Origin of the sequence: Salmonella sp. 2020_1395, from assembly GCF_043848115.1 — a bacterium.
GTDB lineage: Bacteria > Pseudomonadota > Gammaproteobacteria > Enterobacterales > Enterobacteriaceae > Salmonella > Salmonella enterica.
In genome coordinates this window covers 105,308-120,007 of record NZ_JBCMFH010000001.1, presented here as the reverse complement: position 1 = coordinate 120,007, position 14,700 = coordinate 105,308, and the positions used below count along the sequence as shown (strand labels likewise).

Below are 14,700 nucleotides of genomic sequence, written 5' to 3'. Positions count from 1 at the left end.
GAAACGACTTGCGGCTATTCCACCTGTAAATGGCGGGTACAGACTTGATCAAGTAGCGCAGACTGATGACTAATCACCAACATCCCTAATGAACGGCTGCGGCACACCTCAAGCACGTATCCCCATATCGCTTTTTGAATAGACGGATCGAGTTGCGCCGTCATTTCGTCGGCAATCAGAAAACGCGTTCGTGGGTCAAGCGCGCGCAGTATCGCAATACGCGCCAACTCCCCGCCTGAGAGCTGCATTGGCCGACGCGTCAGCCACTCGGGCTGCACATGCAAACGCCTCATCGTTTCCAGGTCAGGCTGCCAGGCATCACGCACAGCGTCTCCGGCGCTTCGCCAGGGATTAAACGTCAGTTCAGGATGCTGGGGAACAAGCTGTACCGGACAATACTGATGCAGGGGTAACGGGCTGCCGTCCAGCAGAACGTCGCCCGCCGTCGGCTTTTGCCATCCGGCCAGGACGCGCCCCAACGTTGTTTTCCCCGTTCCGCTTGGCGCATGAATTCCTACCCGTTCACCGGCAGAAATCGTAAACGTCAGGTTCTGCCATAAGACTTTCCCGCCCTGACGAATAACGAGGTCGCGGCAGCTTAGCATTCTATTCCCTCTCCGGTCGGCATAAATAACGGGTTTAGTTCAGGCAATGCCTGCCATTGCCGTTTTAACGGCTCACTCATCTCTTCCGGCTGTAACTGCTCGCAGCGGATATTGTCCGTGATATAACCCTGATGCAGCGCCACAATGCGATCGGCATACCGCGCCGCCAGCAGCAGGTCATGAGTCACCCACAGCACGCCGCATCCCCGCTCGCAGAGACCTCGCAAGTGCTCAAGCAACTGGTTTGCCAGCGCCGTATCAAGCCAGGCGGTGATCTCATCCGCGAGAATATAACGTGCCTGGCTAAGCGAGGCGTGGCACGCCAGAATTCGTTTAGCCATCCCACCGGAGAGCTGGCGGGGAAAGCGTTCCAGGACTGTCGGTGCAAGATCGCTTTGCTGTAATAGCTGTACCATTTGCGTCTCATCCCAGGCGCGTCCGGTCAGATGACATGCTCTGTTCAAATGTTTTCTGATATTCAGCATGGGATTAAGCGCCTGTACCCCCTGCGGCACGTAGCTAAACGTATTGCCCCTAAGCTGCCTGATGGTATGTCTGTCCAGCCGGTTGCCATCAAGCGTAATCTCCCCCCGAAAGCGTAAATTTTCCGGCAGCAGATCGAGCAGACATTGCAGCAGCAGACTTTTGCCCTCCCCGCTGCCGCCAACCAATGCCACCATTTCGCCGGGCGCGATATCAAAAGAGACATTCTGTAATAACGGCGACCAGCGTCTCGCGCCATACCAGCGATAACGCGCACTTTCCAGCGTAACCTGTTGTAAACTCAGCATACGTCACTCCTTAGCCACAGCCGCTGAATGGCGCGCGCAAACTGATCGAAGAGCATCACCAGCGTGAATAACATTAGGCCGGGAAACAGCACCAGCCACCAGTTTCCATGGCTAATAAACCGTAACGCATCCGCCAGCAACAGCCCCAGCGAAGGCTCATGCGGCGCCAGCCCAAACCCCAGAAAACTTAACGCCGCGCTGTGCAATACCGCATGAGGAAACATCAATAACGTTCCCGTCAACCATTGCGGCAATAGCGCCGGAAAATAGTGATATCGCCAGCAATAAAGGTGTCCATGCCCCAGACGATAGGTCAATGTCAGGTAGTCACTCTGCGCTACCCGCTCCGCGTCGGCGCGCAGAATCAGCGCCAGACGGGGCCAGTGCGTTAACGCTACGGCCGCAATGACGCCGCTTTTACCGCCGCCGAGCGTAAAACAGATAAGGATCAGCAAAAGTAAATGCGGCATGGCGAGCATGGCATCGGTTATCAGCCGCATCAGGAGGTCCAGCCGGGGATGAATGCGCGCCGCTGCCGCCATCACTAGCGCGATAACGCCGCTGCACAGCGCAGCGCCAACGCCAATTTGTAAACTGGTGAAGGCCCCCTGAAAGCAACGAAGCCATACATCACGCCCCAGATTATCGGTGCCAAACCAGTGCTGGATATCAGGCGACAGATGCCGGGCAAGCAGATTAACCTCTGGCGGCTGGCTCAACGTGGCATAACCGTATCCGGCAATAAACAGCAGACAGGTAACGGAGAGGATCAGACGAAACAACGTCGGGGCAGGATTATAGAGCATCGGGACGCTCCAGCGATCGATTAAGCACCACCACAAGCCAGGCTGAAATCGTATTTCCGGCAAACACTAATAGCGTACAGAATAAAACGATCCCCATGAGTAGCGGGACATCGCCACGCAGGCCGGCATCGATAGTGGCCTGTCCCAGCCCCGGATACGCAAAGACTTTTTCTGCCAGTAACGCCCCCCCCATCAGTTCGCCCAGAGAAGCAAACTGTAAGCAGAGCGCTGGGGTAATCGCATGACGTAACACCTGGTGACGTAACAGCGACCATCCTTTATCCCCCTGAGCGCGCGCAAAACGAATAAATTCGCTCTTCATTACGCTGGCTATTTTTTCTCGCGTATGCAGCGCAATTTGCCCCATGCCCAACAGACTTAACGCACATACCGGCAACACAAGATGGCGTAAACGTTCCGATAAAAGAGCTGTTCCTGCATTATTTCCGGGGTCCCAGGCGCAACAAACAGGTAATACCGGCCAGCGGACGGCAAACAGCGCCAGCAGCAGCATTGCTATCCAGAAAGTGGGCAACGATGACAATAAGTAGCTGATACGGCAAATCATCTTATCCGGCCAGCGGTGGAGAAAACGTCCGGCCAGAAAACCCAATGTCACGCCCAGCACACCAGACAATAGCCAGGCGCCTGCCAGCAGCGCGAATGACGTCGCAAAACGTTCCCGGATCACGCTGGCGACAGGCATGTTGAACAGCATGGAATACCCCATGTCACCCTGGAGCAGACGCCAAAACCAGTGACCGAAACGCTCCCACAGCGGCTGGTCAAGCCCCCAGCGCGCCGCAATCCGCGCATATTGTTCTGGCGGAACATGGAGCAGATCGTTGCCAATATAAGCACGGATAGGATCAACGGGCGAAAAGCTAAGCAAAATGAAGGTGCCGGCAGCCACCAGCACCAACAGAATAATCAGCCGCAAAAAATGACTGAAGAACAATTTCATCACCGACAGGTCCAGGTCCAGTCATCAAGATTGTTTAACACCGACCAGCTACCGTGGATTTCTGGCGCGCCTTTTCCCAGATCAATACAGGGGTTGGCCAGATAGGTATGCTGAATATTAAGCAGCCATGCCCATGCCGCATCGCCCTGAACGCCCGCGCCCTGCTTCCCATCCCACTCAACCTGCTGCCAGAAAGGAATCGCCTTTTGCCAGTCAGGCGCATCTATAGCCTGTTTCAGATGTGCTTCTACCGCAGGGTTGCTGTAATAGCCCGGGTTATAATATTCCACACCAGCGGCTTTCCCACTGTAGTGATGGAAGAGTTCCATCGGGTCCAGACTTCCCCAGCCAAACAGCGTAGGGTTAGCGTGCATATGACGCTCTACAGTTTCCCAGCTTCCCGATTGCAACGAGACGACAATGCCTAAAGGCTGCAACATGGCGCGCACCGCCTCGGCCAGATCCCGTCGGGTGCTGTCGCCACTGGCATACCATAAGGTCAGACGCGCTTCTTTACCTGCTTTTTCACGCACGCCCGCACTGTTTATCTTCCAGCCAGCCTCTTCCAGGATGGCGCGCGCTTTTGCAATATCGCCATCGCTGAATATCACTGAAGGATTTTGCCACGGCAATCCCTGCACCGCGCTATAGGCGGGTATCGCATGGCCTTCCATCACCTGTTCCGCCAGTTGCTTACGATTAATGGCATAGTTAATTGCGCGTCTGATAGCGACATCAGCGGTCACATCGTTGCCGACAGGATAACCGTTAGCATCCTTTTTACCGGCAGGCACCATCGGGAAGACAATGCCCCGGTTTTCAACGCTATCGCGTACCCAGAGTTTAAGATTATCCTGCTGCGGGGCCACCGCCATAGAAGGGGCAATGCGCACCAGTCCCAACTGTCCGCTGCGCGCGGCAGCATAAGCATTATCTTCATCCAGAAAGACAAAAACCAGTCGGTTAAAGTCATTCTTTTTACCCGCATACCAGGGATTAGCTTCAACGATCAGTTGCTGACCCGGCTGAAAGCTGACCAGTCGGTATGGACCGGCGCCTATCGGTTCACGGGCGAACGTTTTTTCATCATAACGGCTGGCCGGAACAATCCCTAACGATCCTAATACATTCACAAAGGTGCTCTGCGGATGGCTCAGCGTCATCTCAATTCGGCGCGCATCCAGCGCTCGCGCATGACTAAAGTTGCCCATGTCAATTTTACCGCCGCTCTTCGCCGCTTTGTTATATGTAAAAACGACATCTTCGGCAGTTAATGGCGAGCCATCGGAGAATTTCAGATCGGGTTTTAAGGTCAGTATCCAGGTTTTACCATCGGGGCTGGTGTCCACTTTTTCCGTCAGTAAATTACCCCAACTCATATCGGCGTTTTGCTTGAGCAACGGCGCATGAAGCAATAAGTAACTGCCGTGGCTCCAGCCCAGCATAGGATCAAATCCTTCCGTTGGCTCAGGGCCAATGGCCAGCTTTAAGGTATGGCCATCTGCCGTGTCCGACGCGGCGAAAAGCGGCGAGGTGAATGCCAGAGCCATCGCGCACGTTATGAGCGCCAGTTTGCCTTTAATCATCAGTTTACCCCAGATTATACGTTGTTTTTGTTTCTCCCGGCGCAGCATAAACGTCGGGAGACCTCCTGAGGACGGCATTATGGCGAGCATTTGTAATGAAAAAATTGACGCAGAACAGAAAGTATGACGATCTTTTAAAAACATCATACGCACAAACGTCGGGAGCGCCAACGTGGGCTAAAGGCCGCTTTTGACGGGGATAAAACGCAAGGGAAATGACGCCAGGAATACCGGGTCAATTAACGCCATCTTATTCTCTTATTTCCTTTCTATTCTGTATTACGTCTTCCCATCCGACGCTGTTCATTTTCTCAACGTTATTAGTCAGTACTGAAACGTAAGAAGGTATCGTAATTAGCGCTTCCTGGCTTTAAACCTAAACCAATATTAAACGAACCGGGCGTTAATGAAACTTACCAGCAGAACGCCAGTCATATGGCAACCCGATGAAATGACATGCTATGGAGTCCAACCGAAAAATGTTAACGCCGCCAGGGCTCGTGATGATTTTTTTAGCCGTACTGTTCTCATTGCTGACAGGATGCGCAAGTTATAAAAACACGGCATGGGGAATATATCCGGCTTCAACGGATATTTGTCCATCAGGTACGACATCAACAGGAGGGTGCAAAGAGTAATATCGCATATTTAATATACACCACTTTTTAAATGACTGTCCGGACATTTTCGAACGGTAAGTTTTCTATTAATTTATAATGGACTAATCCCATGACAAATAAAAAACACATTTTTTCAATTATCTTTATTGGTTCTCTTTTAACGGGGTGTGCTACAGGACCATCACCGACAGGGATTGGCTTATATACGGATGTTAAAGGGCCAATTACTGCCACGAGTCTCCCGGCAACCAAAACCGGTAAAGCGTGTGCGCAAACGGTATTGGGTATTGTAAATACCGGCGACGCATCTATTGATTCAGCGAAAAAAGCGGGCGATATTTCTTTAGTGTCGAGTGTTGATTATGAAACTACAGGCTCATATCCGTTTTATGGTAAAACCTGTGTTGTCGTAAGAGGACAATAACAACAGTAAGCCGGCGATGCCGCCGGCTTTTTATCCCATTTTACGTGCCGCTATCTCTGTCTGTTCCTTGCGACTCAGCCCCCGCTTTAAGGTTCTGTTAAGATTTTACGCATACCCTACAAGCAGTTGTTAATAAAGGATAATAATAATGGCACATTTCTCAAGACTGCAAATAACGCTTCACTGGTTAACACTGCTCCTGACAGGCATCGCATATGCGGCTATTGAGTTACGGGGGTGGGCGCCAAAAGGCTCCAGCGTTTACCTGTTTATGAAAGACATGCACTATGACATGGGCGTTCTGGTCTGGGCGCTGATGTTTTTACGGTTATATCTTAAACACAAATACCCGGATCCGGTCATTACGCCTCCCCCTCCTCACTGGCAGCACGTAGCCGCTAAATTAATGCATATCGCGCTTTATCTCACTTTTCTCGCCTTGCCGCTGCTGGGCGTCGCGATGATGGCGTCAGGCGGGAAAAGCTGGGGCTTTTTTGGTTTTACTGTACCGGTATTTTTGACGCCAGATAGCACCCTAAAATCGGATATAAAGCGTATTCATGAAATGCTGGCCAATATCGGCTATTTCCTGATTGCCATGCATGCAGCAGCGGCGTTGTTTCACCATTACATACAAAAAGACGATACATTTTCAAGGATGTTACCCGGTAAATCATGACTATTTCGGCCATCCCGACGTGAGAGAGCACGCCGGGCAAGGCATTATTATTCCAGCGCTATCGGTTTCGACTGATAGCGCCTTATACCGTTTGTAATCGACAATATACGATATTTTTCCGGTTCCACGTGTAGGTGATATGTACGACGCCGCCCTCGCTAATAATAGCGGGATAAGAATACTCACCGTGGTCACTTTCCAGGTCCAGTAGCGGTAGCCATGATTCGCCATTATCCTGGGAAGCAATCAGTGAAAGCGGATAGCGCTTTCCCCAGTTGCCGTTGACCGGATTTAACGCAAGAATCAGCGTACCGTCCTGCATACTAACCAGATCGATACCACTATTATTATTCGGTAAAGATGTCGCGCGGGCAACAGACCAGGTAGCGCCATAGTCGATTGAATCACTGCGAAAAATTGCCCCGCGTGTGCTTCGTAACAACATATGGATATGCCCCGGAGAAGACTCCCACAGCGTAGGCTGAATAACGCCATCCCAGCGCAGGAGGTTTTCCAGACAACATTCCCACAACATCCCCTTTTTTACACCATCCCACAACGCTACGTTTGTCCCGGAAATAGCGTTATCAGGCTCCAGCGGAACAAAAGAGATATTCCAGTGTTTTCCTTCGTCAGAGGATCGATCCACAAATGCCCTCCACCGTTCAGGACTTTCAATCGACCCTGGCGCAATCCAGGCGCCATTTGATGCCAGCAGGAGTTTATTTTTTACGGGACCGCGCGGCAAAATATCATCGTTAACCAACGGAGCTGGCGTACTCCAGGTAAATCCTCGATCGCTGGAGGTGATAAACCAGGTTTTCCACACGTGTACGTCGCTGCCTACTTTATAAAATAACCACAATTTATCCGACGGGTAAAATAACACCGGATTCCAGTGCGCTTCCCCCTCGCGTGCCGCCACTCGCTGCGGTGTTGTCCAGATATTATGTTCATAGCGAGATAGCCAGATGGCTGTATCTTCGCTTCCTTCGCGCAACCCCGCGAACCATGCGGCCACGAGCGTACCGCACGGTAAGCGAACAAGCGTAGAGGCATGGCACTGGAAGGACTCGGTTCCGCTTTCCGGTAAAATGACCTGCCGATTGACGAGCACTAATTTCATACCTGCCTCTATTAAATAAGGTAAAAAGCATCAGCTTTTTTACGTATGAAAGTAGTGTTAGCAGAAATGGCATCAACGCGGTGAAAACGATCAACCGCTATACGAATTTATATTCAGGTATCGCGCCCATAACAGGCAGAATGTCGAGAGTGGACAAAAATTGGACTGACCTCGCGGATAATTCCAACTTACCGCCGTCCAATGGCGACGAGGTCAGTGGCACGGGATAATATAGAGGTCAGGGCTATAATATTTAGCGATCTGTGCCTACAAGCATGACGGGATACTTTTCGCTACAGGCAATGAAGGCCCGTCTAAACGGGCCTTCATTAACGCGATTATGATTTGTGTTCAATCGCCTTTGGTTTGCTTTCTATGGCAATTTTTTTCGGTTTCTCGCTTTCAGGGATCTCCTGGTAAATCTCGACCAACAAGAGGCCCTGTTCCAGTTTCGCATTATTCACCTTAGCATGTTCAGGCAAAGAAAAACTCAACTGGAAGTCCGCCTTACGAATACCACGATAAATCCAGTGCGTCTGATCCTCTACCGTCTCTTCAGTGTGTTTACCCGTAATATTCAGGTTGCCGCCAACCGTTTCAATTTCAAGCTCTTCCTCTTTCCAGCCAGGAACGCTCACGGTAAGCAGATAGTTATTCGCATCGCGCTTTTGCAGATCGTAAGCTGGCGTCGCAGCGACTGGCGTATCTCCTGTTAATTGACTGAAAAGTCTATCAATACGGTTGAAACGGTCAGAGAAAAGAGAATCAGCAAACACGGGAAGTGCTGACAAGGTTCTGAGTGCCATCATTAACCTCCTGAATCACTATTCAAAAGTTCAACATCAAGGCAAGCATTGCTTGTCCACTGACTACATAGGGACGGAAAAAACATTTTCAAGTCTATAAAAGCCTTTTTTTAGTCACGAATTTAAGTAGTTAACGAAAAGTCTCATCCCGTTCATTGCCATTTCCGCTGTCCCTTCATCTTTACAATTTTTCTTCATCAGCAGAATTGATAATGATTATCAATTGCATTAGTGTATACAGGTTGGTTATGGCAGTGACCAACGCCCTTCTCCATTATCAAACCCAGCGCCGCCTTCGGGCGGCCTTTTGGGAGGAAATATGGTCGCCAAAAATAAAATTCACGGTCGTCGTATTCGTCAATCTCTGCAACAGTTACATCATCGTTGTCTTTTTCAGCAACTGGCGGTAAGCCCACCAGGAACAAAATATGTTTCAGTCACCGCTGAAACAAAAAACTGGCTTATTCATCTTGTGACTTCAGAGGGCCGCTAGCACGCGGTAGTGACTGTCCATGTTGTCGCTAAAATTTTAATGAAATGACTTTTATACACCTACAATTTGCGCCCGGCTACTCCGGGCGCCGTACCTGAAGATATGACACCCGTTGCCAACTGACAGGAATTTTAGTCATCGTCTCCGGCGTAGAAAAATTCGATATCTTTATTAAACCATTTATCAATGTTGTGCCACATCAGACAACCGGTCAGAAAACTTGCGATCAATATCCCTCCTATAAGCCACTTTTTCACATATACTCCTGAATAACCCCTGTTGATGCCATTATCTGATCGATAATAAAAAGACCATCATTTGAAGAAATAGTTTCACTGACAGATACCGTATGAAACGAGACAGTGAACAGTACCGTTTTCTTCGGTTTTTATGCCATAGTATTGAGCAGTGGTGACAATCATTTTCTATCGCACCATAATGATTTGCAGCCTATAGTTTATGATTTTAAGATTTGTCTACTCATCACATATGCCAGTGATGGATAAATTATAATACGCTTTTCTGGCGCACTTTTCGTCAGTAAACAGGAATACTATAGCATTCATCGTATTGATGCCGCCTTATCTCCCGTTCTTCAGGGAATTAACGACAATTTTATGCACAAAGGATACTAATGATGAAACGTAAATTGATCCCATTTACCCTCTTTCTCGCTGCGCTTAGCGCCAGTTCCACATCTATAGCAGCTTCGCAGGAGATTTCTAAATCTATATACACCTGTAATGATAACCAGGTTATGGAGGTGATTTACGTCAACACCGAGGCTGGAAACGCCTATGCGATTATCAGTCAGGTAAACGAGATGATCCCGATGCGGTTAATGAAAATGGCCTCCGGAGCAAATTACGAAGCCATAGACAAAAATTATACTTATAAACTTTATACCAAAGGCAAAACGGCTGAACTGGTGGAAGGTGATGATAAACCTGTTCTCAGTAACTGTTCCTTAGCTAACTAACCTTAAGAAATGCCTGAAGGCTCATCAGGCATTTCCACTTCAACCTTTCTGTAACGTAACGTTAAAGAATATGTGAATCACTACCATAGTATAATGGCTAATTAGTAACCACTTTTGAACATGGTTAATCCTATTTTTAAAGAAAAGTTCGAACTGTCTGAATTGTCGTTGTTGAGCGTTTAAATGTTTTGCTTTATTAAGTGACCCAGGTAGAATTCGCAGCGGCTGGTAACCATTCATATTCGCACTATTGAACGATCACCGGCCAACCGCGCCAGGGTCTTGCATACGCTCTGGCGCGGTTAAATCCCCAGGCCATAAACGAAATCACTGGTTTCTGCTATTGATCGTATCTTTCACGTTAACCTGCATTATGCTTGCCCACCTGATGTAAAAAGACACCGCTCTGAACCATAGGGTGTGAATTTCATTTTATAAAAAATTGCGGTGCCGGGTGCCTCCCGGTGAACCATACCACAGTCAATATGGTTCGCGAGGAACATTAACTATTTGACTGGACGCCCCGCCGCAAAGGGGGATTCACCGCATAAGAAAAATCTACAACTCACAAGTAATAAAAGACAATAACATTTTTGTGCATTTTTTATAAATGACTATCTTGTCACGTAATAAATGAAATTATTCTGTAACAGGGTTCGAGACAATACTTATTCAAAACTGAAGTGGTTAGTGGGAGTCGAACCCACATCATCAGCCTGACACTGAGGTAATAACATTATACGATAACCACATTGGACCGCCACCGAGGCCTCGAACCTCGCACCATCAACTTAGGAGGTTGATGCTCTATCCAGCTGAGCTAGTGGCGGCTGGGGACTTCTGCCAGGCGCAAAAAAGGTGCTCTCCTGGATAAAATACATACCTTGCTACTTTTCAGTAGTCGTTCAGCGGCAGGTACAATATGCGAAGGCGGTCACAAAATCTTGATGACATTGTGATTAATTCCAGGAAAATTTTTCAGAGTGAATCTTGTGAGATCTGGCGTTATTTACACCAGATTTTCCTTCCTGCTTATCACCTACCTGAACAACCTTGATTGCTTACCACAATCCTTTATCTGTGCTTATGCTGGTGAGATGTTATGTACAGCGTCACTATGACGAAGAGAGTATGACGAAGAGAGAAAAAACAGGCAGGTACGTGTCACTGGTAAAGAAGCCCTGTTTTATTGACTGGCGGTGCGGAAGGCGAACCTTCCGCATAGCTTATGCTTTTCAGAAACGGTATCCAACCCCGACGTTGAAGCCGTTTATTTTTGTAGAGGAGATGTTGCTTCCTTCATACCCAACATCAACGACGATATTCTCCAGCGGATTCATCTGTACACCCGCGCCCCAGGCAAATCCCGTTTTCCTTGAGGAAATTTTGTTAGAAAAAGAATCGCCATCCTGAGTGGAATGTTCTTTAAACGTCGCCTTTACCGTGCCGACACCCGCCAGCGCGTATAACGAAAAATTGTCAGACAATCGATAGGCTGGCCCAACCATAAAAGAGCCGTACTTCACCTCAAACTTGTCATGGTAATGAATACCTTCAGGCTCAATAGACCCGGAAGCCTGGCTGTCTCCATATAAGTAACTTAGCGAGGAAATAAAACTTACCGGAGAGTCATCCTCATAACGGTATTTCACATTTACCCCTCGGATATTTTTGAAATCCTGAACTTTACTTTGTGCATACCCCACGGAAAAGGCGTTAGTATCGGCCTGTGCAACATTTACAACCAAAACGCTTGTAGTAATAACTAAAGTGGATAAAATAATATTTTTCATAACAACTCCTTAATACTACTTATTATTTACGGTGTGTTTAAACACCTGCAGTACCGATCCGGCATTCAGTTATCGCCACTATGCCGAATCGACAAAACCACGAATAATTCACCGCTATCGCTCCTGATGCGTTTACTTCCTGAAAGATATTTTTACTACCAAAGCGCTCTATCGCTCATTAAGGTAACCGGTTCTACAATGTCATCTAACTTTTATAGATTTGAATGCTAATTTTTCTCACGCATATATATTTAACAGAAACCATAAAGTGTTTAGCCACTATAGAACAACAAGCTCACCATACAACTCTTTGATATTTAAAGAAAAAAACATCACAACCACATTAAGAGACCTGACACCGATCGGCTAAAAACATGTCATTAAGCAAACTCACCATATAACCAGAACATATCGCATTGTGCTTCACAGTCCTCACGTGACGCTTCAGCCACAATACCGTTATATGCCATCGCAGGCGCTGTAATCATATTCACAATGATGCTTAACACGATTTATTCCCGCTCCGATTTAATCTTTTAATATGTCTATCAGTTACAACATTTCTTGTTATAAGAATAGAATCAACACCACAATTCCAACATAAATATCACCTGTGTTGAGAGAAAATTTACATTCCAGAAAAATAATAACGGACGCAAATATTGAACACGCGATAAAAAAGTCTATTTCGCTATAAAACCCATTATTATTAAGAGTGGTTAACTCTTCGTTGAATAAAAAATGCCAATGACGTTCCATAATTCATTAGATGAACTTCACAAGTCATTACATATAACAGGAGGTGCTATGAAACATCATGCTTTTATGCTTTGGACATTACTTATTTTTTCATTCCATGTTTTGGCCAGTTCAGACCATTGTTCTGGTTTACAACAGGCATCATGGGATATTTTCATCTACGATTTTGGTAGTAAAACCCCGCAACCACCTACAAATACCGATAAAAAGCAAGCCAGGCAGATTAGTTCACCATCCTGCCCGACGGCAAAACCCATGATGTCCGCACCAACCAACGACGCCAGGAAAGGGAATACTTTCTCCAGAACATAATGTTATTTATCTACAATGGTGCCGAACGACCACTTTTAGCCATCCGGAAATCTTGATTGCCATCAAATATAGCTGGCATTATTTTTCCTGACGTGTATAGTGCGCCCCGTTATCCCCATTAAGGAATTTGTTTGTCTCGTAAAATGACAGGAATTGTCAAAACCTTTGATTGTAAGAGCGGTAAAGGTCTCATCACCCCCTCCGATGGACGCAAAGATGTTCAGGTCCACATTTCAGCATGTCGCCAACACGAAACAGAAGCGCTTATCCCCGGTATACGCGTTGAGTTTTGTCGTATTAATGGCCTCCGCGGACCTACCGCCGCCAACGTTTATCTTTCATAATTCGTCACTCGGCATTTTTTCAGAAAAATTTAGCGAGCCCGTATACCTCCGCTGTCTGTGCTATGAGGCTTTGCCTGAAAGGCTGCAGAATGTTTTCAGTGGCGAAAATCTAAAGGATTTATTTTGCTAATGACTCCTGTGACCTCTTTTATCATATATCGGGTGTCCCCCCCTTCTCACTTTGTTTAACGTGAAGAAATGTACAGCCGTTTTTCACTGTGATAGCATCTAATATTGCAAAAGTATTTAACTCTATATACCCATCGTCACAGGAGTGGCTGGCTGCGCGCATTTAACCGAAGTATTTATGTGATTCTATCGGAATTATCTCTATTGTCGCTCAATGCTACGTCATATTCAGTGGGTATAAATCGCCAATATAGTTGTAACGCTATTTATTTTTAGGGTAATAATTGAATGACTTTGCTTTCAGGAAAAACCACACTGGTTCTCTGCCTCTCCTCTATTTTATGTGGATGTACGACGAACGGCTTACCCGCACCTTATAGTATTAATTTGTCGTTCCCGGTCATTACACAAAACCAAATTAATTCCGGTGGTTATTACATAAATGACGCGGAACAAATTCGGACAACTGATGGTCTGTGCCTTGATACAGGTTCAGATCAACAGAATCGTTTGACGCTGCGGGAGTGTAAGCATGTGCAATCTCAGCTTTTCTCATTTCACCGAGACAGAATCATGCAGGGTGAGAAATGTCTGGATGCTGCAGGACAGGGTACGAAAGAAGGCACGCCAATCATTCTTTATTCATGCACGGGTAATGATAACCAGCGCTGGCTCACTGATGATAACAAAATTAAGGGGAAACAGAGCCGAAAATGCCTGGGCACAAATAGCATTATTGTCAGAAAAGGCGACCCTGTTGTGTTGGCCGATTGCGATTTTAGTCGCGCCCTGGAATTTACCATCAGGTAGCAGGACACCGCTGTGAAGAGAGAGCCGCTAACCTCATGACACGACAACAGGTTAGCGACCTTTACTTCCACGTGCGGTCAATTTACTTTACGCCCGCAACGTCAGGATGACAAAACGGCGGCTAAACCTTGACACCAGTTATATACCCAGCTTAAATACTGGTCATCCAACCAGTAAAAAGGAAATGGCGATGTTCGTCGAACTCGTTTATGACAAGCGAAATGTTGAAGGTTTGCCAGGCGCACGCGAAATCATCCTCAATGAACTCACAAAACGCGTGCATCAACTTTTTCCCGATGCGCAAGTGAAAGTTAAGCCAATGCAGGCGAACGCATTAAACAGTGACTGTACAAAAACCGAGAAAGAACGGCTGCACCGTATGCTGGAAGAGATGTTTGAAGAGGCTGATATGTGGCTGGTCGCCGAATAACGCCCCCTCCTGCGAAAGCGACATGTCCGATCGAAAACAGCGCCCTGAGGCGCTGTCTGTGACGATATAACGCAAACGCCACCACTCAGAACATGTTGTTGTTGATATCTCAGACCGATATGTGGAACCGACATTCATCGCTTCACTGGCCTGTCGGTATGAGTAGCCCTTATCAACAATCAGCTATGCGCATTCCAGCCTGAACTCTGAAAGTACGTTTGGTTTTTTTGTTTATTAAGAGCCT

17 protein-coding genes and 1 tRNA gene are annotated in these 14,700 nt (G+C 47.4%); 7 read left to right on the top strand and 11 right to left on the bottom strand.

Translation table 11 applies throughout. The features are described 5' to 3' along the window. Nucleotides 1–14: 14 nt before the first annotated feature. The 5 genes from ACH0WD_RS00640 to ACH0WD_RS00620 are packed head-to-tail and all read right to left on the bottom strand — an operon-like array spanning nt 15 to nt 4,800. Complete coding sequence (locus tag ACH0WD_RS00640; protein ID WP_000947454.1) at nt 15–605, bottom strand: ATP-binding cassette domain-containing protein; 591 nt, start codon at nt 603–605, stop codon at nt 15–17. Then, a complete protein-coding gene (locus ACH0WD_RS00635; RefSeq protein WP_000950205.1) occupies nt 599–1,396 on the bottom strand; it encodes an ATP-binding cassette domain-containing protein in 798 nt (265 codons plus the stop codon). Before ACH0WD_RS00635 ends, ACH0WD_RS00640 begins: the two co-directional genes overlap by 7 nt. Beyond that, a complete protein-coding gene (locus ACH0WD_RS00630; protein WP_000966636.1) occupies nt 1,390–2,202 on the bottom strand; it encodes an ABC transporter permease in 813 nt (270 codons plus the stop codon). The genes ACH0WD_RS00635 and ACH0WD_RS00630 overlap by 7 nt, the downstream gene beginning before the upstream one ends. Then, complete coding sequence (locus tag ACH0WD_RS00625) at nt 2,192–3,166, bottom strand: ABC transporter permease (protein WP_001520270.1); 975 nt, start codon at nt 3,164–3,166, stop codon at nt 2,192–2,194. Before ACH0WD_RS00625 ends, ACH0WD_RS00630 begins: the two co-directional genes overlap by 11 nt. Further along, nucleotides 3,166–4,800, bottom strand: coding sequence for an ABC transporter substrate-binding protein (locus ACH0WD_RS00620; protein WP_000946099.1), 1,635 nt, complete (start codon nt 4,798–4,800; stop codon nt 3,166–3,168). Before ACH0WD_RS00620 ends, ACH0WD_RS00625 begins: the two co-directional genes overlap by 1 nt. Before the next feature lie 681 nt (nt 4,801–5,481). Between ACH0WD_RS00620 and ACH0WD_RS00615 the strand changes: the two genes are divergently transcribed. Together ACH0WD_RS00615 and ACH0WD_RS00610 are read left to right on the top strand one after the other, a co-directional pair. Beyond that, the gene (locus tag ACH0WD_RS00615; RefSeq protein ID WP_000182479.1) at nt 5,482–5,796 is read left to right on the top strand and encodes a TRL-like family protein; all 315 of its coding nucleotides are present in this window, start codon (nt 5,482–5,484) and stop codon (nt 5,794–5,796) included. A 148-nt stretch (nt 5,797–5,944) separates the two neighbouring features. After that, nucleotides 5,945–6,475, top strand: coding sequence for a cytochrome b (locus ACH0WD_RS00610; protein WP_000929972.1), 531 nt, complete (start codon nt 5,945–5,947; stop codon nt 6,473–6,475). Between the two features lie 82 nt (nt 6,476–6,557). Here ACH0WD_RS00610 and ACH0WD_RS00605 read toward each other — a convergent pair whose 3' ends face one another. From ACH0WD_RS00605 to ACH0WD_RS00590, 4 genes are all read right to left on the bottom strand, one after another. Next, nucleotides 6,558–7,601: an exo-alpha-sialidase gene (locus ACH0WD_RS00605; protein ID WP_000780158.1), complete on the bottom strand. Its 1,044-nt coding sequence runs from the start codon at nt 7,599–7,601 to the stop codon at nt 6,558–6,560. Nucleotides 7,602–7,939: 338 nt separating this feature from the next. Then, on the bottom strand, nt 7,940–8,407 hold the full coding sequence (locus ACH0WD_RS00600; protein ID WP_001218118.1) for an Hsp20 family protein: 468 nt from the start codon (nt 8,405–8,407) through the stop codon (nt 7,940–7,942). A gap of 197 nt (nt 8,408–8,604) precedes the next feature. Beyond that, entirely contained in the window at nt 8,605–8,832 is a 228-nt protein-coding gene (locus ACH0WD_RS00595) for a hypothetical protein (RefSeq protein WP_077905755.1), read from the bottom strand. 199 nt (nt 8,833–9,031) lie between these two features. Further along, nucleotides 9,032–9,157, bottom strand: a complete 126-nt coding sequence (locus ACH0WD_RS00590; RefSeq protein WP_000758944.1) for a hypothetical protein — start codon at nt 9,155–9,157, stop codon at nt 9,032–9,034. A 377-nt stretch (nt 9,158–9,534) separates the two neighbouring features. Here ACH0WD_RS00590 and ACH0WD_RS00585 point away from each other — a divergent pair, with 377 nt between their 5' ends. Further along, on the top strand, nt 9,535–9,879 hold the full coding sequence (locus tag ACH0WD_RS00585) for a c-type lysozyme inhibitor (RefSeq protein ID WP_000977722.1): 345 nt from the start codon (nt 9,535–9,537) through the stop codon (nt 9,877–9,879). 753 nt (nt 9,880–10,632) lie between these two features. Here the strand turns inward: ACH0WD_RS00585 and ACH0WD_RS00580 are convergent. Both ACH0WD_RS00580 and pagC read right to left on the bottom strand, forming a co-directional pair. Beyond that, nucleotides 10,633–10,709: transfer RNA gene (locus ACH0WD_RS00580), tRNA-Arg, on the bottom strand. Nucleotides 10,710–11,114: 405 nt separating this feature from the next. After that, entirely contained in the window at nt 11,115–11,672 is a 558-nt protein-coding gene (gene pagC, locus ACH0WD_RS00575) for a virulence membrane protein PagC (RefSeq protein ID WP_000789472.1), read from the bottom strand. A gap of 807 nt (nt 11,673–12,479) precedes the next feature. On the opposite strand from pagC, the gene pagD reads away from it, so the two are divergent. The 4 genes from pagD to msgA all read left to right on the top strand — a co-directional run bounded on the left by pagD (nt 12,480) and on the right by msgA (nt 14,456). Then, on the top strand, nt 12,480–12,743 hold the full coding sequence (gene pagD / locus ACH0WD_RS00570; RefSeq protein WP_006497305.1) for a virulence protein PagD: 264 nt from the start codon (nt 12,480–12,482) through the stop codon (nt 12,741–12,743). Between the two features lie 131 nt (nt 12,744–12,874). Beyond that, a complete protein-coding gene (gene cspF / locus ACH0WD_RS00565; RefSeq protein ID WP_001537306.1) occupies nt 12,875–13,087 on the top strand; it encodes a cold shock-like protein CspF in 213 nt (70 codons plus the stop codon). Nucleotides 13,088–13,504: 417 nt separating this feature from the next. Further along, nucleotides 13,505–14,026 (top strand): RICIN domain-containing protein, encoded by a 522-nt coding sequence (locus ACH0WD_RS00560; RefSeq protein WP_001589112.1) that lies wholly within the window; start codon nt 13,505–13,507, stop codon nt 14,024–14,026. A 190-nt stretch (nt 14,027–14,216) separates the two neighbouring features. After that, complete coding sequence (msgA, locus tag ACH0WD_RS00555) at nt 14,217–14,456, top strand: virulence protein MsgA (protein WP_000497451.1); 240 nt, start codon at nt 14,217–14,219, stop codon at nt 14,454–14,456. The last annotated feature ends 244 nt before the right edge of the window (nt 14,457–14,700 follow it).

Bases quoted from the DNA above. Each gene is read 5' to 3' on its own strand.
- ACH0WD_RS00640 (WP_000947454.1), bottom strand. From the start codon at position 605: ATGCTAAGCTGCCGCGACCTCGTTATTCGTCAGGGCGGGAAAGTCTTA.
- ACH0WD_RS00635 (WP_000950205.1), bottom strand. From the start codon at position 1,396: ATGCTGAGTTTACAACAGGTTACGCTGGAAAGTGCGCGTTATCGCTGG.
- ACH0WD_RS00630 (WP_000966636.1), bottom strand. From the start codon at position 2,202: ATGCTCTATAATCCTGCCCCGACGTTGTTTCGTCTGATCCTCTCCGTT.
- ACH0WD_RS00625 (WP_001520270.1), bottom strand. From the start codon at position 3,166: ATGAAATTGTTCTTCAGTCATTTTTTGCGGCTGATTATTCTGTTGGTG.
- ACH0WD_RS00620 (WP_000946099.1), bottom strand. From the start codon at position 4,800: ATGCTGCGCCGGGAGAAACAAAAACAACGTATAATCTGGGGTAAACTG.
- ACH0WD_RS00615 (WP_000182479.1), top strand. From the start codon at position 5,482: ATGACAAATAAAAAACACATTTTTTCAATTATCTTTATTGGTTCTCTT.
- ACH0WD_RS00610 (WP_000929972.1), top strand. From the start codon at position 5,945: ATGGCACATTTCTCAAGACTGCAAATAACGCTTCACTGGTTAACACTG.
- ACH0WD_RS00605 (WP_000780158.1), bottom strand. From the start codon at position 7,601: ATGAAATTAGTGCTCGTCAATCGGCAGGTCATTTTACCGGAAAGCGGA.
- ACH0WD_RS00600 (WP_001218118.1), bottom strand. From the start codon at position 8,407: ATGGCACTCAGAACCTTGTCAGCACTTCCCGTGTTTGCTGATTCTCTT.
- ACH0WD_RS00585 (WP_000977722.1), top strand. From the start codon at position 9,535: ATGATGAAACGTAAATTGATCCCATTTACCCTCTTTCTCGCTGCGCTT.
- pagC (WP_000789472.1), bottom strand. From the start codon at position 11,672: ATGAAAAATATTATTTTATCCACTTTAGTTATTACTACAAGCGTTTTG.
- pagD (WP_006497305.1), top strand. From the start codon at position 12,480: ATGAAACATCATGCTTTTATGCTTTGGACATTACTTATTTTTTCATTC.
- ACH0WD_RS00560 (WP_001589112.1), top strand. From the start codon at position 13,505: ATGACTTTGCTTTCAGGAAAAACCACACTGGTTCTCTGCCTCTCCTCT.
- msgA (WP_000497451.1), top strand. From the start codon at position 14,217: ATGTTCGTCGAACTCGTTTATGACAAGCGAAATGTTGAAGGTTTGCCA.